At 66.9% G+C, this 25,784-nt stretch carries 27 protein-coding genes and 1 tRNA gene; 14 read left to right on the top strand and 14 right to left on the bottom strand.

Annotation, left to right across the window (positions count from 1 at the left end; translation table 11 throughout):
- The first annotated feature begins 141 nt into the window (after positions 1 to 141).
- Positions 142 to 507, top strand: a complete 366-nt coding sequence (locus BLW40_RS16250; RefSeq protein ID WP_074770442.1) for a response regulator — start codon at positions 142 to 144, stop codon at positions 505 to 507.
- A 16-nt stretch (positions 508 to 523) separates the two neighbouring features.
- Here the strand turns inward: BLW40_RS16250 and BLW40_RS16245 are convergent, their stop codons facing one another.
- The 3 genes from BLW40_RS16245 to BLW40_RS17725 form a co-directional block, all read right to left on the bottom strand.
- A complete protein-coding gene (locus BLW40_RS16245; RefSeq protein WP_074770440.1) occupies positions 524 to 874 on the bottom strand; it encodes a flagellar biosynthesis regulator FlaF in 351 nt (116 codons plus the stop codon).
- A gap of 135 nt (positions 875 to 1,009) precedes the next feature.
- On the bottom strand, positions 1,010 to 1,138 hold the full coding sequence (locus BLW40_RS18105; protein ID WP_280139931.1) for a hypothetical protein: 129 nt from the start codon (positions 1,136 to 1,138) through the stop codon (positions 1,010 to 1,012).
- The gene (locus BLW40_RS17725; RefSeq protein WP_170834607.1) at positions 1,131 to 1,307 is read right to left on the bottom strand and encodes a hypothetical protein; all 177 of its coding nucleotides are present in this window, start codon (positions 1,305 to 1,307) and stop codon (positions 1,131 to 1,133) included. The genes BLW40_RS18105 and BLW40_RS17725 overlap by 8 nt, the downstream gene beginning before the upstream one ends.
- Positions 1,308 to 1,470: 163 nt before the next feature.
- Here BLW40_RS17725 and tsaE point away from each other — a divergent pair, with 163 nt between their 5' ends.
- From tsaE to BLW40_RS16225, 3 genes are read left to right on the top strand one after another with little or no spacing between them, the layout of a single operon-like run.
- Positions 1,471 to 1,938, top strand: coding sequence for a tRNA (adenosine(37)-N6)-threonylcarbamoyltransferase complex ATPase subunit type 1 TsaE (gene tsaE, locus BLW40_RS16235; RefSeq protein ID WP_074770471.1), 468 nt, complete (start codon positions 1,471 to 1,473; stop codon positions 1,936 to 1,938).
- A complete protein-coding gene (locus BLW40_RS16230) occupies positions 1,935 to 2,945 on the top strand; it encodes an aminoglycoside phosphotransferase family protein (RefSeq protein ID WP_244511236.1) in 1,011 nt (336 codons plus the stop codon). The genes tsaE and BLW40_RS16230 overlap by 4 nt, the downstream gene beginning before the upstream one ends.
- On the top strand, positions 2,942 to 3,646 hold the full coding sequence (locus BLW40_RS16225) for a nucleotidyltransferase family protein (RefSeq protein WP_074770436.1): 705 nt from the start codon (positions 2,942 to 2,944) through the stop codon (positions 3,644 to 3,646). The genes BLW40_RS16230 and BLW40_RS16225 overlap by 4 nt, the downstream gene beginning before the upstream one ends.
- Here the strand turns inward: BLW40_RS16225 and fabI are convergent.
- Positions 3,643 to 4,452, bottom strand: coding sequence for an enoyl-ACP reductase FabI (gene fabI, locus BLW40_RS16220; RefSeq protein WP_170834605.1), 810 nt, complete (start codon positions 4,450 to 4,452; stop codon positions 3,643 to 3,645). The genes BLW40_RS16225 and fabI overlap by 4 nt on opposite strands.
- A 181-nt stretch (positions 4,453 to 4,633) precedes the next feature.
- Here fabI and BLW40_RS16215 point away from each other — a divergent pair, with 181 nt between their 5' ends.
- Positions 4,634 to 5,608 carry a cation diffusion facilitator family transporter gene (locus BLW40_RS16215; RefSeq protein ID WP_074770435.1) on the top strand — a complete coding sequence of 325 codons (975 nt, stop codon included), beginning with the start codon at positions 4,634 to 4,636 and terminating at the stop codon, positions 5,606 to 5,608.
- A gap of 230 nt (positions 5,609 to 5,838) precedes the next feature.
- On the opposite strand, the gene cobN is transcribed toward BLW40_RS16215, so the two are convergent.
- From cobN to hemC, 5 genes are all read right to left on the bottom strand, one after another.
- A complete protein-coding gene (gene cobN, locus BLW40_RS16210; protein ID WP_074770433.1) occupies positions 5,839 to 9,525 on the bottom strand; it encodes a cobaltochelatase subunit CobN in 3,687 nt (1,228 codons plus the stop codon).
- Positions 9,526 to 9,649: 124 nt separating this feature from the next.
- A complete protein-coding gene (locus BLW40_RS16205) occupies positions 9,650 to 10,840 on the bottom strand; it encodes a heme biosynthesis protein HemY (protein ID WP_074770431.1) in 1,191 nt (396 codons plus the stop codon).
- Positions 10,837 to 11,856 (bottom strand): COG4223 family protein, encoded by a 1,020-nt coding sequence (locus BLW40_RS16200; RefSeq protein ID WP_083386840.1) that lies wholly within the window; start codon positions 11,854 to 11,856, stop codon positions 10,837 to 10,839. The genes BLW40_RS16205 and BLW40_RS16200 overlap by 4 nt, the downstream gene beginning before the upstream one ends.
- Positions 11,857 to 11,894: 38 nt before the next feature.
- A complete protein-coding gene (locus tag BLW40_RS16195) occupies positions 11,895 to 12,617 on the bottom strand; it encodes a uroporphyrinogen-III synthase (RefSeq protein WP_074770427.1) in 723 nt (240 codons plus the stop codon).
- Between the two features lie 6 nt (positions 12,618 to 12,623).
- On the bottom strand, positions 12,624 to 13,592 hold the full coding sequence (hemC, locus tag BLW40_RS16190) for a hydroxymethylbilane synthase (RefSeq protein ID WP_074770425.1): 969 nt from the start codon (positions 13,590 to 13,592) through the stop codon (positions 12,624 to 12,626).
- A 51-nt stretch (positions 13,593 to 13,643) separates the two neighbouring features.
- Here hemC and tsaD point away from each other — a divergent pair, with 51 nt between their 5' ends.
- Together tsaD and greB are read left to right on the top strand one after the other, a co-directional pair.
- Positions 13,644 to 14,699: a tRNA (adenosine(37)-N6)-threonylcarbamoyltransferase complex transferase subunit TsaD gene (tsaD, locus tag BLW40_RS16185; RefSeq protein ID WP_074770423.1), complete on the top strand. Its 1,056-nt coding sequence runs from the start codon at positions 13,644 to 13,646 to the stop codon at positions 14,697 to 14,699.
- Between the two features lie 305 nt (positions 14,700 to 15,004).
- Entirely contained in the window at positions 15,005 to 15,592 is a 588-nt protein-coding gene (greB, locus tag BLW40_RS16180) for a transcription elongation factor GreB (protein WP_074770421.1), read from the top strand.
- Here the strand turns inward: greB and BLW40_RS16175 are convergent.
- Positions 15,547 to 16,242 carry a pyrimidine 5'-nucleotidase gene (locus BLW40_RS16175; RefSeq protein ID WP_074770419.1) on the bottom strand — a complete coding sequence of 232 codons (696 nt, stop codon included), beginning with the start codon at positions 16,240 to 16,242 and terminating at the stop codon, positions 15,547 to 15,549. The two genes, greB and BLW40_RS16175, sit on opposite strands and share 46 nt — an antisense overlap.
- Before the next feature lie 122 nt (positions 16,243 to 16,364).
- Between BLW40_RS16175 and BLW40_RS16170 the strand changes: the two genes are divergently transcribed.
- A tRNA-Ala gene (locus BLW40_RS16170) sits at positions 16,365 to 16,440 on the top strand.
- A gap of 51 nt (positions 16,441 to 16,491) precedes the next feature.
- Here the strand turns inward: BLW40_RS16170 and BLW40_RS16165 are convergent.
- From BLW40_RS16165 to BLW40_RS16150, 4 genes are all read right to left on the bottom strand, one after another.
- Complete coding sequence (locus BLW40_RS16165) at positions 16,492 to 16,836, bottom strand: cupin domain-containing protein (RefSeq protein ID WP_074770417.1); 345 nt, start codon at positions 16,834 to 16,836, stop codon at positions 16,492 to 16,494.
- 87 nt (positions 16,837 to 16,923) lie between these two features.
- The gene (locus BLW40_RS16160; protein ID WP_074770415.1) at positions 16,924 to 18,186 is read right to left on the bottom strand and encodes a porin; all 1,263 of its coding nucleotides are present in this window, start codon (positions 18,184 to 18,186) and stop codon (positions 16,924 to 16,926) included.
- A 340-nt stretch (positions 18,187 to 18,526) separates the two neighbouring features.
- A complete protein-coding gene (locus BLW40_RS16155) occupies positions 18,527 to 18,754 on the bottom strand; it encodes a DUF1150 family protein (RefSeq protein ID WP_074770414.1) in 228 nt (75 codons plus the stop codon).
- A 2-nt stretch (positions 18,755 to 18,756) separates the two neighbouring features.
- Entirely contained in the window at positions 18,757 to 19,185 is a 429-nt protein-coding gene (locus tag BLW40_RS16150) for an Hsp20 family protein (protein WP_074770412.1), read from the bottom strand.
- 207 nt (positions 19,186 to 19,392) lie between these two features.
- Between BLW40_RS16150 and BLW40_RS16145 the strand changes: the two genes are divergently transcribed.
- The 6 genes from BLW40_RS16145 to BLW40_RS16120 form a co-directional block, all read left to right on the top strand.
- Entirely contained in the window at positions 19,393 to 20,094 is a 702-nt protein-coding gene (locus BLW40_RS16145; RefSeq protein WP_074770410.1) for a cytidylate kinase-like family protein, read from the top strand.
- Between the two features lie 40 nt (positions 20,095 to 20,134).
- On the top strand, positions 20,135 to 22,669 hold the full coding sequence (locus tag BLW40_RS16140; RefSeq protein ID WP_074770408.1) for a circularly permuted type 2 ATP-grasp protein: 2,535 nt from the start codon (positions 20,135 to 20,137) through the stop codon (positions 22,667 to 22,669).
- Positions 22,666 to 23,547: a transglutaminase family protein gene (locus tag BLW40_RS16135; protein WP_074770467.1), complete on the top strand. Its 882-nt coding sequence runs from the start codon at positions 22,666 to 22,668 to the stop codon at positions 23,545 to 23,547. Before BLW40_RS16140 ends, BLW40_RS16135 begins: the two co-directional genes overlap by 4 nt.
- Positions 23,548 to 23,624: 77 nt before the next feature.
- Positions 23,625 to 24,038: a nuclear transport factor 2 family protein gene (locus BLW40_RS16130; RefSeq protein WP_074770406.1), complete on the top strand. Its 414-nt coding sequence runs from the start codon at positions 23,625 to 23,627 to the stop codon at positions 24,036 to 24,038.
- Between the two features lie 125 nt (positions 24,039 to 24,163).
- A complete protein-coding gene (argJ, locus tag BLW40_RS16125; protein ID WP_074770404.1) occupies positions 24,164 to 25,393 on the top strand; it encodes a bifunctional glutamate N-acetyltransferase/amino-acid acetyltransferase ArgJ in 1,230 nt (409 codons plus the stop codon).
- Positions 25,394 to 25,545: 152 nt separating this feature from the next.
- Positions 25,546 to 25,784, top strand: a 239-nt coding sequence (locus BLW40_RS16120) for a DUF4372 domain-containing protein (protein ID WP_139305461.1), incomplete at its 3' end; no start/stop codon positions are given.

The raw sequence follows: 25,784 nt of genomic DNA, 5'->3' as shown, positions 1-25,784 counted from the left end.
GCGATTCTCCGTTTCTGCTCAATCCCTTCGTTTGACTCGTCTTGCCGAAATGGGGATGATACGGCAGCAAATTGTCGAATGGTTCCGTCTCTCGGGCGATCAGCGTCCGGGACAGCTTTCGATAGTCATTCGGGGAGTGGCATGACGAAATCAGTCCTGATCGTCGAAGACAATGAATTGAACATGAAATTGTTCAACGATCTGCTTCAAGCCAACGGCTACAGGACTCTTCAGACCAAGGATGGACGCGAGGCGGTTGATATCGCCCGCGCCAACCGGCCCGATCTGATCCTGATGGATATCCAATTACCCGAGATTTCCGGGCTCGAGATCACCCGAATTCTGAAGGACGACCCCGATTTGCGCTCGATCCCGGTGATCGCGGTGACGGCGTTCGCGATGAAGGGCGATGAGGAAAAAATCCGCGAGGGCGGCTGCGAGGGCTATATCGCCAAGCCGATCTCCGTCGCGAACTTCCTTCAGACCGTCGCCCGCTTTCTCGACTGACGCCGAGCAGGCCGGATCAGAGTCCGGCCGATCGTTTCGCCCCTTCCAGCAATCCCTCGGAAATCTGAAGGTTGACGTTGATCAGGGTATTCAGGGTCTCGTTGGGAATCTTGACCCCGGTCGATAGAGTGCTGGTGGCGACGAAATCGGACAGACGGAGCAGATTTCCCCGCGCCGTTTCGGTCAGAGTGGCATCGGGACGGGCGGCAATGGTCCGGATCGCGGTCCAGACCTGGAGATTGTTGTCGAGCGCCAAGGCCAGCTTCCCGGCATCGCGGTTCTCGCGGGCATGATCGAGCAGCAACGCGGCCTCGGCCAGATTATCGGCCTCAAGTTCGGGCAATGATATCGTGGATTCGTCCGACATGACGGCACCTCTGTCGCGCGATGGGATAAGGGGGGACCAGACATGATATCTATGCACATGCCTGTCCTTAAGTCATATTAGCCTGTTTTCGGGGCAGAGTCACGATCGGGCGTGGAAAGACGGAAAACCCCTATTTCAGGAATGAGCCTGGTCGAATTGACGAAGGCCGTTGCGGGTTTCCGCTTCGGCCTTGGCAATCGGATCGGCGATCAGGTCCGCTTCAAGCGCGACACTATGTCGCCGATGGTTTTCCTCGTCACTCACCTTGTGCCATCAAAGCGTTGGCCTGACGGTCGATCATTTCGCGGGTGATGTCGGCATTCTCAATCGACGTATTGCCAAACGCGAAGCTGCGCCGCTGCGCCTCCCGCTGCTCATCCGAGACCGGCACGCGACGCGCTTTCTCGATCAAAATCCGCAGTTCGTCGGACATGACACGTCCTCTTTTCTTTTCGACGATCATGGGGTGTCAGCCCCAGCACCGATCATCTAATATCACTCCCCGACTTTAACCAAACTACCGTCGAAATCGCACGGTTTGGGAACTGAACGCCCACAACCGATCAAGACCCAATGAAACCCGAGCCGTTTTGATGATGTCTCAATCGATTAAGATCCCCCTCCCCGACGAAGACTCGACCTGCCGCCTGGGACGGGCGTTGGCGGCGCTGGCGCGGCCGGGCGATCTGATCGCGCTCACCGGCGGTCTGGGCGCGGGCAAAAGCACCCTGGCCCGCGCCTTCATCCGGGCGCTGACCCGCCCCGACGAGGATGTCCCCAGCCCAACCTTTACCCTGGTCCAGGTCTATGACACTCCGGCGGGCGCGGTATGGCATTTCGACCTCTACCGGCTGGACCGGCCCGATGACGCCTATGAACTGGATATCGAGGACGCCTTTGCCGAGGGCATCTGCCTGATCGAATGGCCGGACCGGCTGGGGCCGCTGCTGCCCACCCGCCGTCTCGATGTGCGGTTGGAGGAGACCGACCGCGCCACCGCCCGCCGCGCCCACCTGACCGCCACCGGCTCCTGGGCCGACCGTATCGGAGAGCTTTGCCTGTGACCGCCGACACCATCCCCACCCCCCGCGAGTCCCTGATTCGCGCCTTTCTCGTCCGCCATTGCTGGGGCGAGGCCGAGCGCCGCCCCCTGGCGGGCGATGCCAGCTTCCGCCATTACGACCGGCTGCGGCGCGGAGCCGAAACGGCGGTGCTGATGGACGCCCCGCCGCCCCAGGAAGACGTCCGTCCCTTCGTCGCCCTGGCCCGGCATATCGAGAGCCTGGGCCTGTCGGCGCCCCGCCTGCTCGGGGTGGACGAGAGCAACGGCCTGCTGCTGCTCGAAGATCTGGGCGACCGCACCTACACCCGCTGTCTGGCCGCTGGTGAGGACGAAACCGCCCTCTATGCTCTGGCGACCGACGTTCTGGCCGAGATCGCGGCCCGGCCCGAGGCGATTCCGCCCGGCCTGCCCCGCTATGACGACGAGCGCCTGCTGACCGAAGCGGCGCTGCTGACCGACTGGTATTATCCGGCGGTGACCGGCTCGCCCCTCCCCGCCCCCCAGCGCGAGGCCTATCTGGCGATCTGGCGCAGACTGTTCCCGATTGCCCGGCTGGCCCCGGAAACCCTGGTGCTGCGCGATTTCCACATCGACAATTTGATGCGGCTGGAGCGGCCCGGTCTGGCCGGATGCGGCCTGCTCGATTTCCAGGACGCGGTTGCCGGTCCCGCCACCTACGATCTGATGTCGCTGCTGGAAGATGCCCGCCGCGACATCGCCCCCCTGCTGGTCGAGCGGATGAAGCAACGCTGGCTGGCGCGGGTCGGCGGGCTGGACCGGATCAGCTTCGAAGCCTCGTGGGCGGTGATGGCGGCGCAACGTCACGCCAAGGTGATCGGCATCTTCACCCGGCTGGCCCGGCGCGACGGCAAGCCGCTCTATCTCGGCCACATTCCCCGGGTCTGGCGGCTGCTGAACGCCTCCCTGACCCATCCCGTTTTGTCCGAACTGGCGGAGTGGTTCGACCGGGTCATCCCGGCCGACCGCCGCGGCGTGCCCGCGCCATGACCGCGCCGTTCTCCCACGCGATGGTGCTGGCCGCCGGGCTGGGGCTGCGGATGCGGCCGATCACCCTGACGATTCCGAAGCCGCTGGTGCCGGTGGCGGGGCGGACGATGCTCGACCGCGCCCTCGATGCCCTCGATGCCGCCGGGGTGAGCCAGATCGTCGTCAATTGCCACTGGCTGGGCGAGAAAATCCGCGACCACCTCGCCGGGCGGCCCAAGATCGTGCTGTCGCCCGAGGAGGAATTGCTGGAGACCGGCGGCGGCGTCACCCGCGCCCTGCCCCATCTCGGCGACGCGGCGTTCTTCGTCGTCAATGCCGACATTTTATGGACCGAGGGCGCGGTTCCGGCGCTAGAGCGGCTGCGCGCCGCCTGGGACGATTCCCGGATGGATGCGCTGTTGCTGCTTCACCCCACCGCAACGGCGGTCGGCCATGACGGGCCGGGTGATTTCTTCCTTGAGCCCGACGGGCGGCCCCGCCGCCGGGGCGACGCGGCCCGCGCGCCCTATCTGTTCACCGGGGTGCAACTCCTCCACCCCCGTCTGTTCGCAACCGCGCCAAGCGGACGGTTTTCGCTGAATGTCCTCTACGACCGGGCTTTGGCGCAGGGGCGGCTGGCCGCCATCGTTCACGATGGCGGCTGGTTCCATGTCGGCACCCCCGAGGCGTTGCCCGCCGTCGAGGCCAAGCTTCCGGCCTAACCGACGATGTGGGCGCCGCCGTCGATGAACAGGGTGGTCCCGGTCACCGATTTGGCGAGATCGCTGACCAGATAGGCCGCGAACGAGCCGACATCGTCGATATCGGCCAATTGATGGGTGGGCGCCTTGGCGGCGGCGGCATCCAACAATTCGTCGAAATGGGCGATACCAGAGGCGGCGCGGGTCCGCAGCGGGCCGGGCGACAGAGTCAGCACCCGAATCCCCTTCGGCCCCAATTCGTGAGCGAGATATTTGGTGGTGCTTTCCAGCGCCGCCTTGACCGGTCCCATCACGTTGTAATGATCGACCACCTTGCGCCCGCCGTAATAGGACAGGGTGACGAGGCAGCCCCCGTCCTTCATCAGCGGCTCGGCCAGCTTGGCGCAGCGGATGAACGAGAAGCACGAAACGTCCATCGCCAGGGCGAAGCCGTCGCGCGAGCAATCGACCACCCGCCCATGCAGATCCTCGCGGTTGGCAAACGCGATCGCATGGATAACGAAATCGAGCTTGCCCCATGTTTCGGTGATCGCGGCGAACACCGCTTCAAGCTGACCTTCCTCGCGGACGTCGCAAGGCATATAGATCGGGGCCTTCACTTCTTCGGCCAGCGGGCGGACGTATTTGTCGCTCTTTTCGTTAAGGTAGGTGATCGCCAGTTCGGCTCCATAGGCGTGAACATGGCGGGCGACGCCATAGGCGATGCTCTGGCGGTTGGCGATCCCGATAATCAGACCTTTCTTTCCAGCCAGCGACAGGGTGCGAACCGGTTCAGGCGACTCGACGGCGGCAGCGGCTTTAGTCATCTCAACGGACCTCCAGGGGGGAATTGTGCAATGCAGCATATTCCTCGCCGCCGCCCGGCTCAATGCAATTGAGGCCCCAAATCCACCTTTCGTAAATCCGTCACCGACCATCGCTGCTCTTGACGGCGGGGTCGTTGCGAGTCTTGATTGCGAATGCGTCTGATTTTGAGGGGAGGGGGCGATGGGCCACGATCATAGCCATGAGCACGACCATAGCCATAGCCATGGACACGATCATGGTCATGGCCATGGGCTCGGCCATCACCACCACCATCCGCTCCCCAGCCACAATAGCGCCTTCGCGATCGGGGCCGGGCTCAATCTCGGCTTCGTCCTGGTCGAAGCGGGCTGCGGCATCGCCTTCGGCTCGCTGGCGCTGCTGGCCGATGCCGGTCACAACCTCGCCGACGTCGCCGGGCTGCTGCTGGCCTGGGGCGCGATGGCACTGGCGCGGCGGCGGCCAACCGGGCGGCTGACCTATGGGCTAGGACGCGGCACCATCCTCGCCGCGCTCAGCAATGCCGGGCTGCTGCTGTTCGGCCTGGGCGCGATCGGGTGGGAAGCGGTGCGGCGCCTGCTGACCGAAGCCACCCCGATCGAAGCCGGACCGGTGATGGCGGTCGCCGCCGTGGGGCTGGTGATCAATGGCATCACCGCCCTGATGTTCCGCAAGGGGGCGAGCAGCGATCTCAATCTGCGCGGGGCGTTCCTTCACATGGCCGCCGATGCCGCGATCTCGGGCGGCGTGATCGTCGCCGCCGGACTGATCGCGCTGACCGGCTGGAACTGGATCGATCCGGTGATCGGTCTGGCCATCGTCGCGATCATCGCCATCGGCACCTGGGGCCTGTTCCGCGATTCGCTTGATCTTGCCCTCGATGCGGTTCCGGCCGGGATCGACCGGGCGGCGGTCGAAGCCTTCATACTCGATCAGCCCGGCGTAACCGAGTTGCACGACCTCCACATCTGGTCGCTCAGCACCAGTGCGGTGGCGCTGACCGCCCATCTGGTGATGCCCGACAGCGAGAATACCGATTCGTTTCTGCTCGAACTGGCCGAAGAACTGCACGAGCATTTTGGCATCGCCCACACCACGGTGCAGATCGAACGCAGCGCCTGCGACTGCCCGCTGATCGCGGTGCACGCCGCCGCCTGAGCCTTAGAGCGCCGAGCCTCAAATACGAGACACGGCGCTCTGGCTTTATCATTGCCCTCGCCGGGCGCGGGCATCCGCCCGCTTGGCCGCGGCCGCAATGGCCGCTGATCGCCGCATGCGTCACATTTGGCGCACGCGGCTCTAGCGGACGAAGCTCGTCCAATGCGCCAGGACATAGCCGCCGACGCTGCCCGCAAAGGCGAGCAGAGCCAGTATCGCGGCGCGGCGGCTCAGCATGACGGGGGACCCTCCTCGGCGAACAGATCGTAGATGCGATTGTCGCGCGGCCGCCACAGGCCGCGCTCGAACGCGGTGCGAAGGGCGGCGCGGATGTCGTTCAGCGCCGCCGGGTTGACCTCGGCCAGGAAGCCTCGCACCGCATCGTCTTTCAGATAGGCCTGGGCCACCAGTTCGAAATGGTGGTCGCGGACCGCATGGGTGGTGGCGGCGAAGGCGAGCAGATGGTCGAGCCCGGCAGCCATCTCGGCCGCGCCCTTATAGCCATGGCGCATCGCACCCGCGATCCATTTCGGATTGACCATCCGGCCGCGCAGGATGCGGGCGATCTCTTCGTCCAGCGTGTTGATTTTGGGCGAATCCGGGCGGGAATGGTCGGGATGATAGACCACCGGCGCCCGCCCCGCCGCCGCTTCGACCGCCGCCGCCAAGCCCCCTTCGAACAAGGCGTATTCGGCGGAATCGAGCAGGTCGTGCTCGCGATTATCCTGGTTCTGCACCACCGCCTCGACCGAGGCCAGCCGGTCGGCGAACAGGGCCTGACCGGCCTCGGGCGCGACCCCGCCGCCATAGGCCCAGCCGCTCCAGGCGATATAGGCGGCGGCGAGATCGTCGCGCGATCCCCAGTCGCCCCCCTCGACCAACGCTTCCAACCCGCTGCCATAGGCACCGGGCATTGCCCCGAACACCCGATAGGCGGCGCGGCGCAACGCGTCCTCGGGCGACAGCCCCCCGGCCTCCAGCCGGACGCGGTCGGCGGCGACGCGGGCGGCAAGCGGATTGACCGCAGGCGGCTCGTCCAACGCGGCAACGGCGCGGACGGCGGCGTCAAACAAATCAATCAGACCGGGAAAGGCATCGCGGAACAGCCCCGACACCCGCAAGGTGACATCGACGCGGGGACGGTCGAGAACGCCGGCCGGCATGATCTCGTAGCCGCTGACCCGGCCCGAGCCGATTTCCCAATGCGGGCGGACTCCCATCAGCGCCAGCGCCTGGGCGAGATCGTCGCCGCCAGTCCGCATCGCGCTGGTGCCCCAGGCGGTCACCGCCATCGCGCGGGGCCAATCGCCATGGTCCTGAAGATGACGCTCCAGCAGCAGCGACACCGACTTCCACACCAGCGACCAGGCGGCGGGGGTTGGCATCGTGCGCGGGTCGATCGAGAAGAAATTGCGCCCGGTCGGCAACACGTCGGGGCGGCCCCGCGTCGGCGCCCCCGACGGTCCCGGCGCGACGAAGCGCCCGTCCAGCCCGGCCAGCAGCGCCGCCATCTCGGCCGGACCGCACGCCGCGACGGTGGGGCGAAGGACGGTCTCGATCCAGCCCAGCACCGCCTGGGTCCGGCTCCACTCGGGCGGACAGGTCCGCTCGCCCGCCACCAGCGCCAGGGCCAGCGCCTCCAGCCGCTCGACGCTGTCGCCGACGCTGCGCCAGGGATCACCGCAGATGTCGGCCAGCACCGGCGGGCGTGGCCCGATCCAGGGATCGGCGGCGCGGCAATCGAGCGGATCGAACCCCAGCCCCAAATCGGCGGCCAAGGCCCGGGTCAGCGACTCCGCCTCGTCCCCAGGCCCGCGCCGTACCCGCGCCAGCGCCACCAGCAGCGACAGCCCCTGCGCCCCTGTGGGGGACTGACCGAAGATGTGGAGCCCGTCGCGGATTTGCAGCTCCTTCAACTCGCACAGATGGTTGTCGAGCTTCTTCAACGCCGCATCGGGATCGTCGTCCGGGTCGATGCCGAGGTCGGCCTCCAACCCCGCCACCGCGCTCAAGGACAAAATCTCGCGGCGCAACACGGCGAGGCGGCGGGGATCGAGCCCGGCCGCCTCGTAATATTCATCGACCAGCCGCTCCAACTCGCGCAGCGGGCCATAGGTCTCGGCCCGGGTCAGCGGCGGAGTCAGATGATCGACGATCACCGCCCCGGCGCGGCGCTTGGCCTGGGTGCCCTCGCCCGGATCGTTGACGATAAAGGGATAGAGATGGGGCAGCGGCCCCAGCGCCAGTTCGGGGAAGCACTCAGCCGACAGCGCCACCGCCTTGCCCGGCAACCATTCCAGCGTGCCGTGCTTGCCCAGATGGACAATCGCATCGGCGGCGAAGCTTTGGCGCAGCCACAGATAGAACGCCAGATAGCGATGCGGCGGCGGCAGATCGGCATCGTGATACCGCCGGGCCGCGTCGTCCGCCCCGGCGCGGGCAGGCTGCACCGCCACCGCCACCCCACCCAAGCGCAGCACCGGAACGGCAAATGCCCCCACGGCAGGCAGAACCCACGGGTCCGCCTCGGGCGGTCCCCAGGTCTCCGTCACCGCATCTCGCACCGAAGCGGGCAGGGTCGCAAACCACGCCCGATAGTCGGACAGGGCCAGCGTCTCGCGGATTTCGCGCCCGGCCAAACCGCCATTGGTGACGCCGCCCAGCAGCCGGGCAATCAGGGTCTGACCGTCCGGAAGCTTTGCCGGGACATCGTAGCCCGCCTGCGCCATCGCCTGCACAATCGCGGCGGCGGCGGCCGGGGTGTCGAGCCCGACCCCGTTACCCAGCCGCCCGTCGCGGTGGGGGTAATTGGCCAGGATCAGCGCGATCCGCCGCTCGGCCGCGGGCTTGCGCCGCAGCCTGGCCCAATTGGCCGCCAACTGGGCGGTAAAGGCGACCCGGTCGGCCAGCGGGGCGTGATGGGCGATATCGCACTGGGTCGCCTCGTCGCGGACCAGCGCCTTGAACGAGATGGCGCGGGCGAGGATACGGCCGTCGATCTCGGGCAGCGAGACGTTCATCGCCAGATCGCGCGGCCCCAGCCCCCCCCGACCGGCCCGCCAGCCCGCCTCGGTGTCTCCGGCCAGGATCACCTGAAGCACCGGACAATCGGCCGGGCCGAACGGCCCCGCCGCCGCCCGTCCCGGTGCCGAGACGGCAAAGCCGGTCGCGTTCAAGACGATGTCGGGCGGAGAAGCGGCGATCTCGTCTCGGACCAGTCCGGCCCCGATCGGGTCTTTCAGGCTGTGGACGAACAGGGCGGTCACCGCCAGCCCTTCGCCCCGCAGCGCCGCGATCAGGGCCTCGATCGGGGCCAGATCGGAGGCCAGCACCAAGGCGCGATAGAACACCAGCACGGCGCGGGGGCGGCCCTGGTCCGGATCGGCGCAATGTCGCCCGGCGGGCGGCAACGGACGCGGCTCAAGCCACGGCGTCGGGCGACCGAGCAGCGATCCGGCATAGGCGAGCAAGGCGCGGGCATTGTCGGGGCCGCCGTGCAGCAGATAGCAGCGCAACCGCTCGACCGCTTCGGGCGGCAGGGTCGAGGCGTTGACGAGGTCGGGATCGGGCTCGGCCGAGCCCGGCACGAAGGCGACGGCAATGCCCTTGCGCCGTCCCGCCGCCGCGATCTGCTCGACCCCATAGGGCCAATAGGCCCGGCCGCCGAGCAGGCGGACCACCACCAGCTTCGCCCGCTCGATCACCTGCTCGACGTAAAGATCGACCGAAAGATTGTGGCCAAGCCGCATCAGATTGGCCAGCCGCAACCCCCGGCTGCCGCCCTGCCACGCTTGGGCCAGACAGGCGAGATCGGTGTCGGCGGCCGACAGCACGACGATCTCGGCCGGGCTTTGGCCAAGATCGACCGCATCGTTTCCATCGGGAAGGGTGCCGGTCTGAACCGCGAGAAGATGCATCGAGCGTTAGCGGTCTGCCCCCCGGGGGGGGACCGGGAGGACGTGACAAGGGCGACGGGCAGAGACTCTCATCTGCAAAGATTCCGAGAAACGCTCCCGCCGCGCCAAATCGGTGGCCGCGCCGTCAGACCGGGTCGGGCGGGAGAGCACCGGCCTTCGCCAGCCAGGCCAGGGCCGCCTTCTCGTCCTTGTTCTCTTCGCGCTCCAGCCGGGCCAGCAGCGTCAGCACGCGGTGGCTGGGGCGCTCTTCCAGAGCCTGCATGAGGCGAGTCCGGGCCTGTCCCCACAATTTGGCATCGAGCGCCGCTTCGGCAAGGGCAAGATGCCCTTCGGAGGAAGATTGATTGACCTCGACCAGCCGTTGGACCCGCTTGACCCGCTCGAGCGGGGTGTCGGTGGGGCCAAAGGCGATCCAGGCGGCGACCAGAGCCGGATGCGGCGCGATGCGGAACGCGGCCTGGATCATCTGGGCCGCCTTGCGCTCCTTGCCGCGCCGCCGCAGGATTTCGGCGGCCAGCACGATCGCGGGGATGAAGGACGGATCGGCCTTGCGGGCCGCGAGAGCCAGATCGAGCGCTTCGACCCGGTTGCCACGATCCTCGGCGGCCTGGGCGCGGGCATAGAGAATCTGCGCCCGCCGCCGCGCCAGTTCCTCGTCCGGCATGGTGCGATAGCGCCGGGCGACCGACAGGGTGATCTCGGCCTCGGCCCACAGACCGGCTTCGGCCTGAAGGTCGAACAGAGTCGCCGCCAGCCCTTCGGCCGAGGGCTGGATCGACAAGGCCCGCGTCGCGTAATCGCGGGCGTGGTCGCGTTCGCCCTGGCGGAGCGCCAGATCGGTCAGACCTTTAAGGCCAAGGAACGCGGTTTCCGGCCGGGTCAGCATCGTTTCGAAGCGGGCGCGCAATTCGCTTTCGTCACCGCCCATCCGCGCCGCCTGAACGCTGAGCAAACCGGTCAGCGACGGGTCTTTCAACAGCTTTTCGGCCTGATGGGCCAACCGGGCGACCCGGCGGGTGTCGCCGGTCGCAACCGCCGCCAGCCCTTCGGACAGAGCGCGATAGCCCTTCAGCGTCCGCTTGGTCTGCCGTGCCCCCGACAAGCGTCCGGGCGCGCCGACGACGGTGCGGGCCATCCGGCCCAGACCGGCGGCGAAAGCGGCGACGAACAGCAGGCCGAGCAGCAGGATCGGCATCTTGGTATCGATTCGCCAGCCCTGCCAGCGGATGGTGATTTCGTCGGGCTGATCGACCAGCCACACCGCCGCCATCACCAACAGCGCGACAACGAGCAGAAACCCGCCCAGGCGTCTCATGGCCGCACCCCGGCGAGGGCGATGCTATGAGCTGTCAGTTCCGACAGGGCTTTATCGACGGCCAGCCGGGCCTTGGCCTGACCGATCCAGGGGGCAGCCGCCTCGGCCGGTCCATAAACCAGCAGATCGAATTCGCCGACCGCTCCGGCGAGATCGCCCGCATTCAGATCGGATTCGGCACGGGCCAGGATCGAGGTGGCGTCGTTGCCCGCGACCAGACCGGGTTCGCGGCGGATCGACACCAGCGACAGCATCCGGTCGGCGGCACGGCGGCTCCAGCCCTGTTCGGCGGGAAGCAATTCGGCCCGCACGATTTCCGGGGCGACGTGCTGAAGACGGCCGACCAGCCCGACCCGGGTCGGAACGCCGGTTTCGGCGAAGGGACGGATCGTTTCCAGCGCGGCGTGAACTTCGGCATCGTCGGCGGCCAGAACCTTGACGGTGCGCAGTTCGGCATCGAACGGCAAGCCGCGATCGACCGCTTCGCGCAATTGTCCGACCGCCAGCAGCAGACCGGAGGCGGACGCCTGACGGGTCTTCATCTCGCGCATGGCGGCCTCGGTCTGATCGACCCGGTCATAGAGACGCAGCAGAGTGGCGGCGTCGGCGGCGGTCTTGTGCAGCGCCTCGACCTGCCGCGACAGCGCCTCGACCTCGGCGGGGAGACGGGCCACCGCCGGGCCATCGACCGCGTTCTTGCGCAGGATTTCAACCTGACGGGCCAGCGACTCGACGTCGGAGGCCAGTTGAACCGGGGCCTGCGCCTGACTTTCGACGGCGACGACCTTCTGTTCGAGCTGGGCGACCTGGGCAAGGCTGGCTTCGAGGCGACCCAAACGGTCGGCCAAGGCGGCCTGAGCGGCGCGGACGGCGGCCAACTCCCCTTCCGGGGCCGGAAAGCCCGCCATTTCCCGCCACAATGGGAAGCTCGCCCAGCCGCCAACCGCCAACAGCAGCACCAGCAGCAGCGCGATCACCTTGCCCGCGCCGGATGAGCGCCGGGTCTCGGTCGGCATGGCCGTCCGGTCACTGGGCTCTGCGGAGGACTCTTGCGTCATGAAGGGCGTCCATTCTCGTCGACGGCCGCCAACAGGGCAGCCAGGGTGGGTTCGGCCGCCTTGTGCAAGGCGGCCCAGGGCAATTCGTTTAATTTGGCCGTGACATTCCCCGACAGGCCGTAAGCTTGGACGCGGGCAAGCTTTTCCCCCAGCCCCGCATCTGCGATCAGGGTAGCAAAAGTGGCGGCGGTGCGGGGAGAGAAAAACAGCGCGAGATCAATCTCGCCTGCCTGCAACGCACGGCATAGATCGGGCGACAGGGTGGTCGCGGTGACGGCGCGGTACAGCACCTCGCGGCGGACATGATAGCCGCGTTCGCCCAGACGGCCGGACAGATCGCCCGCAACCGCCTCGCCCGCCGCGTGCAGCAGCGCGCCACGGGCGGGATCGACCCGGGCCGACACCAGATCGGCCAGCGTCTCGACATCGCCCCCGGCGCTTTCGACGGCGGCGAACCCCATCTCGCGGGCAACCCGCGCCGAGGCGTCGCCGACGGCCCAGACCGGAAGGCTCCGGTCGGGCAGCAGGCGGGCCAGGGCGCGGACCCCGTTGGCGCTGGTGACCAGCAGGCCCTGAAGCCCGGTCGGATCGACCGAAACCCCAGGAACCGGCTCAATCCCCAGCAACGACTCGATCATCACGGCGATCCCGCGATCGGCCAGCGCGCGCGCGACCGGTTCCGCATCTTCTCTCGGACGTGTGACCAGAGCCTGGACCATCGACGGCTAGCTGGTCATGAAGTCGAAGAAGCCAGGACCGGCAGCCGTGAACAGCTCCTCGGCGGCGTCGATCGCCATCGCCACGCCGTCGGCGCGGGCGCCGGTGCGGGAGGTCGAATGGACGGTCTTACCGTCGGGGCTGACGATCAGGCCACGGAACAGCATCCGGTCGCCGTCCAGCGTCGCCAGAGCCGCGATCGGAGTCCGGCACGAACCGTCCAACTTGGTCAGGAACGCCCGCTCGGCCGCGACGCGGTCGAAGGAATCCTTACAGTTGAGCGGATCGAGATAGCGCAGCGCCTCTTCGTCGTCGGCGCGGCAGGTGATGCCGATCGCGCCTTGCGCCACCGCCGGCAGCATGTCCTCGGTCTCGATCGCGCCGGTGATGTGCTTCTCCAGCCCAAGGCGGCGCATGCCGGCCATCGCCAGCAGGGTGGCATCGACGACGCCTTCTTCGAGCTTACGCATCCGGGTCTGGACGTTGCCGCGGAAGTTGACCACTTTCAGGTCGGGGCGGCGGTTGAGGATCTGAGCGCCACGGCGCAGCGAGGACGAGCCGATCACCGAACCGGCGGGCAGATCGGCGATGGATTTGGCCTTGAGGCAGATGAACGCGTCGCGCACGTCTTCGCGCGGCAGGATGCAGGGCAGAACGATGCCGTCGGGCAGATAGGTCGGCACGTCTTTCATCGAGTGGACGGCAATGCGGATGCGACCGTCGAGCATCGCTTCGTCGAGCTCGCGGGTGAACAACCCCTTGCCGCCGATTTCCGACAATGGCCGGTCCAGGACCATGTCACCGGTCGTCTTGATGACCTCGATCTCGACCGGATCCACCCCGCCCACCGGAGGCTGGGCCAGGTCCGGCCACGCGGCGGCCAACCGCTCGCGGGTCTCGTAGGTCTGCGCCAGCGCCAGCGGCGAACCGCGGGTGCCAATTCTGATGGTCGGGTGGGTGTTGGGTTTTGCTGTCATGGTCCCATTGTTGTAGTAAGTCGTGCTGCGCTCTGCAAAGGGATTTACGTCTTGCTGGTCCTGGGAATCGAGACAAGTTGCGATGAGACCGCCGCCGCCCTGGTGACGGACAGCCAAACCGTGCTGGCCGAGCGGGTGCTGTCCCAGCTCGACGACCATCGCCCCTATGGCGGCGTGGTGCCGGAAATCGCCGCCCGCGCTCATCTTCACCACGTCGATCGCCTGATCGCCGAGACGATGGCCGAAGCCGGATGCGCCTTTTCCGACCTCGACGCCATCGCCGCCACCGGCGGACCCGGCCTGATCGGCGGCGTGATCGTCGGCGTGATGACCGGCAAGGCGATTGCCCTGGCGGCGGGAAAGCCGTTTCTGGCGATCAACCATCTGGAGGGCCATGCGCTGACTGCACGGCTGACCAGCGGTCTTGACTTCCCTTACCTGCTGCTGCTGGTCTCGGGCGGGCATTGCCAATTGCTCGCGGTCGAGGGGGTCGGGCGCTATTGCCGCCTTGGCACCACCATCGACGACGCGGCGGGCGAAGCGTTCGACAAGGTGGCGAAGATGGCCGGACTCGGCTATCCCGGCGGCCCGGCGCTGGAACGGGCGGCGGCGGGGGGCGATCCCACCCGCTTTGCCCTGCCCCGCCCGATGAAGGGCCGCCCCGATTGCAATTTCAGCTTCTCGGGGCTGAAGAATGCGGTCCGCCTGTTGATCGAAAGCCTGCCCAAGCCGCTGTCGGCCCAGGATGCCGCCGATGTCAGCGCCGGGTTCCAGGCGGCGGTGGCCGAAGCGATTGCCGACCGCGTCACCCGCGCCGCCGCCCAATTCCGCGCCCGCTGGCCCGAGGGGCGGCATCTGGTGGTGTCGGGCGGGGTTGCCGCCAATACCTTGTTGCGTCAGACGTTGGCTCGTATCGGCGAGGAATCCGGGCTGGCGCTGCTGGCGCCGCCGCTCAGGCTGTGCACCGACAATGCGGCGATGATCGCCTGGGCCGGGATCGAACGATTCCGTCTTGGGCTGATCGACGATCTCGATTTCGCACCGCGTCCGCGCTGGCCGCTCGACCCCTCCGCCCCGGCTGCGGTCGGAGCCGGAATCAAGGCCTGATCCGACGCGCCAACCGAGCGCCCGGCGATTGAGGGACATATATACGGAGCGTCAGCGACTGGCGCGAACAGCGTCCGCGCCCCATGGCGCGAAAGCCAAGCGAGTGGAACGGTGAAGCCCCGGATGGGGCGAACGACGCCCGTAGGGCGGCCCCGAGTTTTGCGAGGGGTTGGCGGAGCCAACAGCGCCCGGCGATTGAGGGACATATATACGGAGCGCAAGCGACTGGCGCATTGAGCGCCCGCGCCCCATGGCGCGAGAGCCAAGCTGCCGGAGGCAGCGCCCGGCGATTGAGGGACATGACAATGAGCAAAGCCTTTACCCGCGAAGACAGCGGCGGCGATGACGACGACCAGGACGAGGCCCCGGCCGGGCTTCCGGCGGGGACGAAGAACTACATGCGGCCGCAGAGCTTCGAGGCGCTGAAGGCCGAGCGCGACCATCTGCTGCGGTCGGAACGGCCGCGCGTGGTCGAAATCGTATCGTGGGCGGCGGGCAATGGCGACCGCTCGGAAAATGGCGATTATCTCTATGGGAAGAAGCGTCTGCGCGAGATCGACCGCCGCATCCGCTTTCTCACCCGGCGGATCGAGAGCGGGGTGGTGGTCGATCCGACGCTTCAGACCCGGCATGACCGGGTCTATTTCGGCGCAACCGTCACCTATGCCAATTCGCGCGACCAGGAGATCACCGTAACCCTGGTGGGCGTCGATGAGGCCGACATGGACAAGGGGCTGATCAGCTGGGTCTCGCCAGTCGCGCGCGCCCTGCACAAGGCGAGCGTGGGCGATCTGGTCCAGCTCCGCACCCCGGGCGGGATCGAGACGCTGGAAGTGATCGAAATCGCCTACGAAACGGCGTCGAGCCAGGTCGCCAAATCGTCGGTGACGTAATCGACGTGCGACAGGTCGGACACGTCTTGCGGCGGAATCGGGCCGTCGGGATGATCCTCTTCGCGAATCCACAGGGTCCGCATCCCCAGTCCGGCGGCGGGCAGCAGGTTGCGGTGGATATCCTCGACCATCAGGGCCTGGGTCGGATCGAAGTCGAACCGCTCGACCAGCCGCCGATAGCCATGCGGCTGCGGTTTGGGGATGTAATCGGCGGCGCGGATGTCGAACACCCCCTCGAACATATGCGCGATGCCGAGACGAGCCAGCACCGCCTCGGCATGGCGTTCCGACCCGTTGGTGAAGATCAGCTTGCGTCCCGGTAGCCGCGCCAGCGCCGCGTCCAGCCGGGGATCGGGCATCAGCACGTCATGGTCGATGTCGTGGACGTAGGACAGGAAATGGTCGGGATCGACCCCGTTGACCTGCATCAGACCGGACAGGGTGGTACCGTATTCGCGGTAATAGCGCTTTTGCAGCGTGTGGGCGGCATGATCGTCCAGCCCCAGCAGATCGACAATGAACCGCCGCATTCTCTGGTCGATCTGGGGAAACAGGCTCGACGAGGCCGGATACAGGGTGTTGTCGAGATCGAACACCCAGGTCTGGACGGTGCCGGGCAGCGGAGCGTGGGGGGACGGCGCGGAACACATCTCTCACTGGTACTCCGCCCCACCCCCACCTGGCAAGCCCGCCTTGCCGAAAAGGGAACGAAAAGATCAAAGTCGGCCATTGACAGCGCCGCGCGGTTTGACTATTTTCCGGCTTCCTTTTAGGGGCCGTAGCTCAGTTGGGAGAGCGCCTCGTTCGCAACGAGGAGGTCAGCGGTTCGATCCCGCTCGGCTCCACCAAATTTTTTCTAAAGGCTTAGCCGCATCGCGGGCTAGGCCTTTTTTGTTGCCTCAACCGTCGCAATGGTCGGGAGCGACGTGAATCGCCAGCCAGATCGTCGCCGCCGCCGGGTCGGTCCATTCCACCCGGTGCCGACACTGGGCCGGGATCAACAGATAATCGCCCGCCGCCAGCCGCCGCACTTCGGGCTCTGACTCAATCCGCAGCAGAGCCGCTCCCGACAGCACCATCACCCATTCGTCCCAGTCCTGGTCGTACCAGAAGCCGGGCGGGCTGGCCTGCCCGGTCGAGACGATCCGTTCGATCCGCAAGCCCGGCCGGGACAAAAGCGCCGCAACCGCTTCGTCCGCAGCGGCGACAGGAAGGTCGCCGAATATGTTCTCCGTCGCCGTCATCGGCCCCCCACGCAAATCTCTGGACGCAGACAAAAAGAAAGGGCGGCCATAAAGGCCGCCCTTCCTCTAGACCCAAGCCGGGAAGGCTTAGAACTTCAGCGACAGACCGGTCATGCCGTAGTAGCCGTCGTTCTTGAGCGAGTCCTTGGTCGAGCCAGCGGCAGTGGCATCGTACAGGCCGCTCTCGTAGGCCGCGTAACCGACCGAGGCGAGCAGATCGATACCGGCGCTCAGGCTGTACTTGCCCGAAGCCTGGTAGAAATCGATCGTGTCGTCGCCATGGTCGCGGTACTGCGCGCTGGTGTCGGACTTCACACCCTTGGTCTCGGAGTGGAAGTAGGCGAAGCTGATCGCATACGGGCCGGTCGCGTACTGCAAACCAACGTCGTAGCCCTGGCCGCCGAAGTCAAACTTGGTGCCAGCGCCCGTCGGGATGCCATTGGTGGTGTAGTTATTCACCGGGTTCGCAACATTGCCGCTGTTGCTGATCGCGTTGCGGGCGAGCTGGTACGAACCGCCGAGGGTGAAGCCGGCATACGACAGCTGGGTGCCGGCCGAGTACTGGCTCAGGGATTCACCCGCCGACAGGATGGACTTGACCGCACCGGCGGACAACTTCACACCGACCGGGCCGATGGTGCGAGCATAACCGGCGGCAACGCCGAACGCCTGGGCGCGATCAGTGCCCTGGTTACGGTTGTCTTCGGTCGTGGCGTTCGGGACGTAGCTGGCACCGAGGGTCAGACCGGCGAACGCCGGCGAGACGTAGGTGAGCTTTTCCGCCTTGTTGTCGGTGACGATCGCGGTGGTGTTGGTCGAGGCGCTGTAACCGGTACGCTGGTTCAAGCCCATCACCGCATTCGGGCGCTGGATGGCATAGTTGCCGGTCGCCATGCCGCCTTCGGAGAAGTTGCCAGCGGCGTCGGGAGCGGAAACGTGCAGCAGAGCCGCGCCGTTCTTCAGGGTACCGACGAACACCTTACCGAAGCCGCCTTCGACCCAGGCGTAGCTGCTGTCGATCACGTCGGTGGTCTCGTCGGTGTGGCCACCGGCTTCAATCGACACGAACACGCCGACCTTCAGGCCGTTGTCCAGCGCGGTGCTGCCCTGGAACTGGATCTCGTTGTCGCCCTTGATACCGACGGAGTTGAGTCGGCCGGAAGCACCGTTGCCGCCACCAACGCGGGCATTGACCGCATCGGAATAGCTGCTGCTCTGATTCGCGCCGACAACCCACCAACGGGAGAAGCCGCCAACCGACAACTTGATCGGGTCCGCAGCCTGGGCCGCATCGGCACCCACCAGGGCAACGGCAACCAGCGCGGTGCTGGCGAAAAGAATCTTCTTCATGGAAATTCCCTCTCTCGGAAAGTTGAATTCTGATCAGCGCAACGAGCCAACCGACTTCTTGGCAGCATGACGCCACAGCCGGACATCCGCCGTCAAGCAAGCCGCCCCCGACCTGTGTTGAATGCCGCGCACTGTGGCAGGAAAGCAACAACACCCCCCGTCGCCAGCGCTCGGAACGACGCAATCAAAGCCCTCGGGCGCGAGGTTTTACTGCCTCGGGACGTTCGTCTTTCCTCGAGAATCCCCGTCACGCAAAACGACTCAGGGCCGCGCCGGATCATCTTTGCCCGGCGCGGCCCTGAACATGACGAATTCATGACGATGCTTGATCGCCCAAACCCTAATGGACGCTGAGCGGCTCGAGATCGTGCTGGCGAATCGCGGCAAACGCGGACAACCGATCGGGCGCGGTGCCGATCCGGGTGCCGTCGGCCGAGCAGATCGCCCACTCACCCGCCGCGATCTTGCGGACATAGGCGACCATCGACAGCCCCCACCCCGCCAGATCGGAAACGCTCATCACCCGGGCCGCCAAGGCCGGGGTCATTTTCTGTTCGATAATGGCCATGGTCAGGCCTCCTCGGGAACGGGAACGCGAATCGGAATGGTGCGGACGCGGGTCTCGGGCTGGCGGCGGGTGATGTCGATGTGAAGCAGGCCGCTTTCCAGCGCCGCCCCCTCGACCTCGATTCCCTCGGCCAGCACAAAGGCACGCTGGAACTGCCGGGCACCGATGCCGCGATGAATATAAACGCGAGCCCCGTCATCTTCGGTCTGACGGCCCCGAATCACCAGCTGATTGTCCTCGACCGCCACCGACAGGTCCGACATCGCGAACCCGGCGACCGCCAGTGTGATCCGCAGCCGGGTTTCATCGACCTGCTCGATATTATAGGGCGGGTAGCCCTCGGGCGAGGTCTTCGAAATGCGGTCGAGCACCCGTTCGAAATGGTCGAAACCGAGCAGAAGGGGGCTGTTGAAAGTGGCGATACGGGACATGGCGCGGATGTCTCCTCTTTCGGTCGAGCGAGAACGGAACCGAAGGACCCGCTGTGGCATCCTTCGTCCCCCTATCATTTTGGGGCCGAACGCCCCGGCGTCAAGCGATCAGCGGAGACGGAGGCGTTTCAGCTTGTGTTGGCATCGCCCCGGCCAAGGCGTATCATCCTTGAACCAATCGCGAACCGCCCGGCTGCGAGGTCAACGATGACGAACACTGTTCTTTCCGTTATTTCCGCCCTGGCCGCAGTGGGTTCAAATCCGCACGAGGGCAGCCCCCGGCTGCCGCCTAAACCGGTCATCACCCTGTCGCGCGATTTCGGATCGGGCGGCGACGTGATCGCCACCAAACTCGCTCAGGCGCTCGACCTGCCGCTCTATGACGATCAGGTGCTGCGCGACGTCGCCACCCGGCTGAAGGACGATCCCGCGATTGTCCGGATGCTGGACGAAAGCTTTGGCCGCGCCAAGGACATGTGGCTGTACCGTCTGCTGTCGGGCAAGGATATCGGCCCCGATTCCTATCGCGACACCCTGGTCAAGGTGGTGGTCAGCCTGAGCCGTCTGGGCGGCATCATCGTCGGGCGCGGCGCGCATGTGATCTTGTTCGAGGAATGCGCGCTCCGCGTCCGCATCGCCGGAACGCCGGAAATCTGTGCGCGACGGATGGCCGCCGCCGGTCACGGCAAGGAAGAAGACCTGCTGGCCCAGGCGCGCGACATCAATCACCGTCGCGGCAAGTTCGTCTGGGAGGTGTTCCAGTCGCGCCTGTCCGACGCCAACGAATTCGACCTGACCATCAACACCGACCGGATGGACAATTTCGACGATGTCGTCGATACCATCGTCGTCCTGGCCAAGGCCGTTCAGGGCGGCCGGGTGCTGCGCCAGGATCTGAAGCGGGACTGACCCCCGGGACTGTGTTGACGACCCAAGAACCGGTATCACCGTGACCCATGCGACCCCCGAGGCCGCAGGCTCGTCCTGCGACCTTTATCCGCCCCCAGGGGGCGGTCATGACGAACTCTGCTCCGCCGAACGAGGCGTGCGCGGCCATTGGCGCGAATTCCTCGACAGCTTCCAGGCGCTGTCGCCCGAGGAAATCGCCCGGCGCTGGGATCTGGGCGAAACCCTGCTGCGCGACAACGGCGTCACCTACAACATTCACGGCGACCGTGCTGGACTGGACCGGCCCTGGCGGCTTGATCCGCTACCGGTGATCCTGCCCGCCGCCGAATGGTCGAGCCTTGCCGCCGCGATCGCCCAGCGCGCCACCCTGCTGGAAATGGTTCTGGCCGATCTGTACGGCCGCCACGCTTTGATCGCCGATGGGCAGATTCCCCCCGGCCTGCTCTATGCGAACCCCGCCTTTCTGCGCCCGTGCCATGGCTGGCTGCCGCCGGGCGGGCGCTATCTGCACATCTATGCCGCCGATCTGTCCCGAGGGGCCGATGGACGCTGGCGGGTGATGTCGGATCATACCGAGATGCCGTCGGGCACCGGCTATGCCCTGGAAAACCGCACCATCGTCAGCCGGGTTCTGCCCGAAATCCACCGCGCCTTGCCGGTCGAGCGGCTGGGGCCGTTCTTCGATACGGTGCGGCGGGGGCTGCTGGCGCTGTCGCCGCGCCGGACCGAACAGCCCCGCGTCGTGCTGATGAGTTCCGGCCCACTGACCGAGACCTATTTCGAACACGCCTTTCTCGCCCGCCAGCTTGGCATCACCCTGGTCCAGGGCGAGGATCTGACCGTCCGCGACAATGCGGTGTTCTTAAAGACCCTGACCGGGCTGCAACGGGTCGATGTCATCGTCCGCCGTTCTGCCGCCGAATGGTGCGACCCGCTGGAATTGCGGGGCGATTCGGCAATCGGCGTCGCCGGGCTGGTCCAGGCGGCGCGGGCGGGCAATGTCGCGATCGCCAACGCTCTGGGGTCCGGGCTGGTCGATGGCGCCGCCCTGATGCCGTTCCTGCCCCGGATCGCCCAGCGTCGCCTGGGCCAGGATCTGGCCTTGCCCTCGATCGCGACCTGGTGGTGCGGTCAGGACGAGTCGCGCCGGATCGTGCTCGACTCGCTCAACCATTTGGTTGTCCGCCCCGCCTTCCACAACCGCACCCCGCCCCGGCTGGGAGCGACGCTGCCGCCCGACGAGCGCGCCGCCCTGGTCGCCGCGATCAACGAGCGGCCGTGCGACTGGGTGGCGCAGGAAGTCGGCGGGATGTCGACCGCCCCGGTGTGGAGCCGGGGCCGGTTGGAGCCGCACCATATGGTGATCCGGGTCTTTGCCGTCGCCTCGGACCGGGGCTGGTCGGTGATGCCGGGCGGATTGGTGCGGGTGTCGGGCGAGAACGAGCTGACCACCGCCCGGCTTCAGGCCGGGGGCGGCGGCAGCAAGGATCTGTGGGTGCTGACCGAAGCCCGCCCCGCCCCGGAGAATGCCGCGCGCGAGGCCAGCGCTCCGGTCAATCTGGTCCGCGGCAGCCGCGATCTGCCCTCGCGGGTCGCCGACAGCATGTTCTGGCTGGGCCGCTATCTCGAACGGTGCGAGACCACCACCCGGCTGCTGCGCGCGGCGTTGCAACGGACCGAGGACGCGCTGGACCAGGGCGAGGGCGGTCGGGCGGTCGAGACCGTGCGGACCATCGCCCGGCTGGGCCTGTCCCTGCCGCCGGGACTGGCGAACCGTCCGGCTCACCAATTGCCCGCCGCGGTGATGGAGTTTCACGCCGCTGGCAGTCCGGGCAGTCTGGCCGACCATGCCGGACGGATGATCCGACAGGCGGGCAATCTGCGCGACCGGCTGTCGCTCGACACTTGGCGGGCGCTCCAGCGCCTCAAGGACGAGATCGAATCGATGACCGGCACCGGCGGGCGCAGCGACACCCAGGGACGGCTCAATCAGGTGGTGCTGACCGCCGAGGCGGTCAGCGGACTGGCGATGGAGAACATGACCCGGGGGCCGATGTGGCTGTTCTGGGACACCGGCCGCCGGGTCGAACGGGCAGGCGCGATCGCCGACACGCTGGGCGGCGCGCTGGCCGGGGCGACCCACGAGCAGGCGGTGCCGATGGACCTGCTGCTCGACATCTGGGACAGCGTGATGACCTATCGCTCGCGCTATCTCGCCGCGCCGCGTCTGGCCGCCGTGCTCGATCTCTTGATGTGCGACGAGAACAATCCCCGCGCGCTCGGCTTCCAATTGGCGGCGCTGGCCGGGCACATGGACCGGCTGGTGGCGATCTCGGGCGAGACCGGTTTCCTGCGCGCCGAGCAACGGCTGATGACGGTGCTGTGCGGCATCGTGCGGACCACCGACGTCACCGTGATCTCGCATTACGACCCCGACGGCGGCTTCATCGACGCCGAGCGGCTGCTCGAAACGCTGCGCTCGCGCCTGTGGGAGCTGTCCGAGGTAATCTCGCGCGAGTACTTCACCCACGCCCAATGGCGCTTGCCGCTGCATCCGATGGACCCGCTGCCGTGAAATACCGCGTCCGCCACCTGACCCGCTATCATTACGGCGCGCCTGTTTCGCTGTCGCACCACGCCGCCCATCTGCGCCCGCGCAGCGACGGCAGCCAGCACCATTCCGGCGTCGATCTCGACATCCGCCCGTTCCCGGCGGTGCTAAAGGATGACGGGCTCGATTATTTCGGCAACCCGACCACCTTCTTCACGATCCAGGAGCCGCACACCACCTTGGAGGTCGAGGCGCGTTTCGTCGTCGAAACCCATCCCTCGCCGCCGCTGCCCGCCGATGGCGGTGGCGCGTGGGAGAGCGTCCGCGACCGCCTGAGCCTCGGCACCGGACCGGGCATCGGGCGCAGCCTCGATTTCCTCCACGCCTCGGCTCAGGTGCCGCTGCTGCCCGAAGCCGCCTTGTATGCCGCGCCCAGCTTCCCGCCGGGGCGGCTGCTGGCCGAAGCGGTGCTCGATCTGGTCCGGCGCATCCATACCGATTTCGTCTTCGATCCCGACGCCACCTCGGTCGGCATTCCGCTCGCCGACGTGTTTTCGGGTCGGCGCGGGGTGTGTCAGGATTTCGCCCATGTCGGCATCGCCTGCCTGCGCGCCACCGGTCTGGCGGCGCGCTATGTCAGCGGCTATATCCGCACCCTGCCCCCGCCCGGTCAGGAAAAGCTTCAGGGTGCCGACGCCTCGCACGCCTGGCTGGCGGCATTCCTGCCCGGCTGGGGCTGGCTGGAAGTCGATCCGACCAACGACATGATCGCGGGCGAAGACCATGTCGTCGTCGCCTGGGGCCGCGATTACGACGATGTCAGCCCGATCCGGGGGGTGGTTTTAGGCGGCGGCGATCACCATGTCGAAGTGGCGGTGGACGTCGACGCCATCCGGCCCTGACCCTCCATCGCCAGCCCGATCGGCAGGCGGAGGACGGACATGGACAGCGCGGTCGGACCGCATTCGGGGAACCTGGGATGAGCCCGCTCGAATCCTGGGCTGGATTTTGGTCCCGGCTTTCTGCCGACACGCTTGACCGCCTCGACGATCTGGCCAGCCCCGATCTGCGCTTCGTCGATCCCTTCAACGACGTCAGCGGCCGGGCGCCGGTCAAAGCCTTGTTGCAGCGGATGCTGGGCGAGCTGGGCTGCGCTTCCTTCGTCGTCCAGGATTGGGCGATGGGGGCGAAAGGCGGCTATCTGCGCTGGGATTTCTCCGCCACCATCGCCGGACAACGCCTGCTGCTCGAAGGGATGAGCGAGGTCCGCTTCGATCCCGACGGCAAGGTGATATTGCACCGCGATCACTGGGACGCGGGCGGACAGGTCTATGCCCGGGTGCCGCTGTTGGGCCTCGGCATCCGGTTGATGCGTAAGCGTCTCTCGGGATAAAGCTTTCCTATTCCAACCGCCCGGCAAGTGATCTACGGTCGTCACCGAATCGACGCGAGACGTCGGCTGGGCCGAGTGCGATGCTCGGTCCGGACCTTTTCGCTACATTGGACGTGACGACCATCATGACCGCGCTGTCTCCGCTTGCCCCCGCCTGTTTCCCCGACATGCCCGTGATCGACGGCGTGCGCCTCGCCAGCCATGCCTGCGGCGTCCGCTATGCCGGGCGGACCGATCTGTTGCTGGTCGAACTCGATCCCGGCAGCCGCGCCGCCGGGGTGTTCACCCGCTCGCTGACCGCGTCGGCCCCGGTCGATTGGTGCCGCGCCGCCGTCGCCACCGGGCGCGCCCGCCTGCTGGTGGTCAATTCCGGCAATGCCAACGCCTTTACCGGCGGGGCCGGCATTGCCTCGGTCGAGCGCACCGTCGCCAAGGCCGCCGAAATCGCCGGATGCGCGCCCTCCGAGGTCTATGTCTCCTCGACCGGCACCATCGGCGTGCGCCTGCCCGACGAGAAGATCACCGCCGCCCTGGCCGACGCCCATGCCAAGCTCGCCCCCGCCGCGTGGGAAGAGGCGGCGAAGGCGATCATGACCACCGACACCTATCCCAAGGGCGCGACCCGCACCGCCACCATCGACGGCGTCACGGTGCGGATCAACGGCATCGCCAAGGGCTCGGGCATGATCGCCCCCGACATGGCGACGATGCTGTCCTATGTCTTCACCGACGCCGACATCGCCGCCCCGGCGCTTCAGGCGCTGTTGAAGGCGGGCACCGACCGCTCGTTCAACGCCATCACCGTCGATAGCGACACCTCGACCAGCGACACCCTGCTGCTGTTCGCGACGGCCAAGGCGGGCAACAGCCCGATCGCCGACGCGGCCGACCCCCGCCTCGCCGATTTCAAGGCGAAGCTGTTCGACCTGCTGCTCGATCTGGCCCATCAGGTGGTCAAGGACGGCGAAGGCGCCAGCAAGTTCGTCTCGATCAAGGTCACCGGAGCCGACGACGCGCGCGCCGCTCATATCATCGGGATGGCGATCGCCAACTCGCCCTTGGTCAAGACCGCAATCGCGGGCGAGGACGCCAATTGGGGCCGGGTCGTGATGGCGGTCGGCAAGTCGGGCCAGAAGGCCGACCGCGACAAGCTGTCGATCCGGATCGGTGGCGTGCTGGTCGCCGACCAGGGCGAGGTCGTCCCCGGCTATGACGAGACTCCGGTCACCGCCCACATGAAGGGCCAGACGATCGAGATCGAGGTCGATGTCGGCATTGGAACCGGCGCGGCCCAGGTGTGGACCTGCGATCTGACCCACGCCTATATCGACATCAACGGGTCGTACCGCACCTGACGTTTGTCCGGAAGACGTGGACCCGTCGTGGCCGGCCCCCGGGTCAAGCCCACGGCTGTCCGGTTTAAATTTCTGGACTAAGTGCACGGCGTTGATTCTACTCGTGTTCAGACGTTGGCGCGTCTCCTGGACACGAAATTGGAGCCAACACCGTGCGACACAAGAATAGCGTTCTTCACGACCTTTTGAAGCATGTTCCGTGGGGTGAGTTCGACCGTCTGGTCAGCGAGCACAGGGCGGACAAGCATGTCCGTCGTCTTTCGACGAAGAGTCAGTTTGTCGCGCTTTTGTACGGCCAGCTTTCGGGAGCAACCAGCCTCCGCGAGATCGTCGGCGGCTTGGAGAGCCACGCGGCCCGTCTCTACCATGTGGGCGGGCGCACGGTGTCACG

The sequence above is a fragment of the Magnetospirillum fulvum genome (assembly GCF_900108475.1).
Taxonomy (GTDB): Bacteria; Pseudomonadota; Alphaproteobacteria; order Rhodospirillales; family Magnetospirillaceae; genus Phaeospirillum; species Phaeospirillum fulvum_A.
The sequence above is the reverse complement of the archived record's forward strand: the minus strand, read 5'-3'. Positions and strand labels throughout refer to the sequence as shown.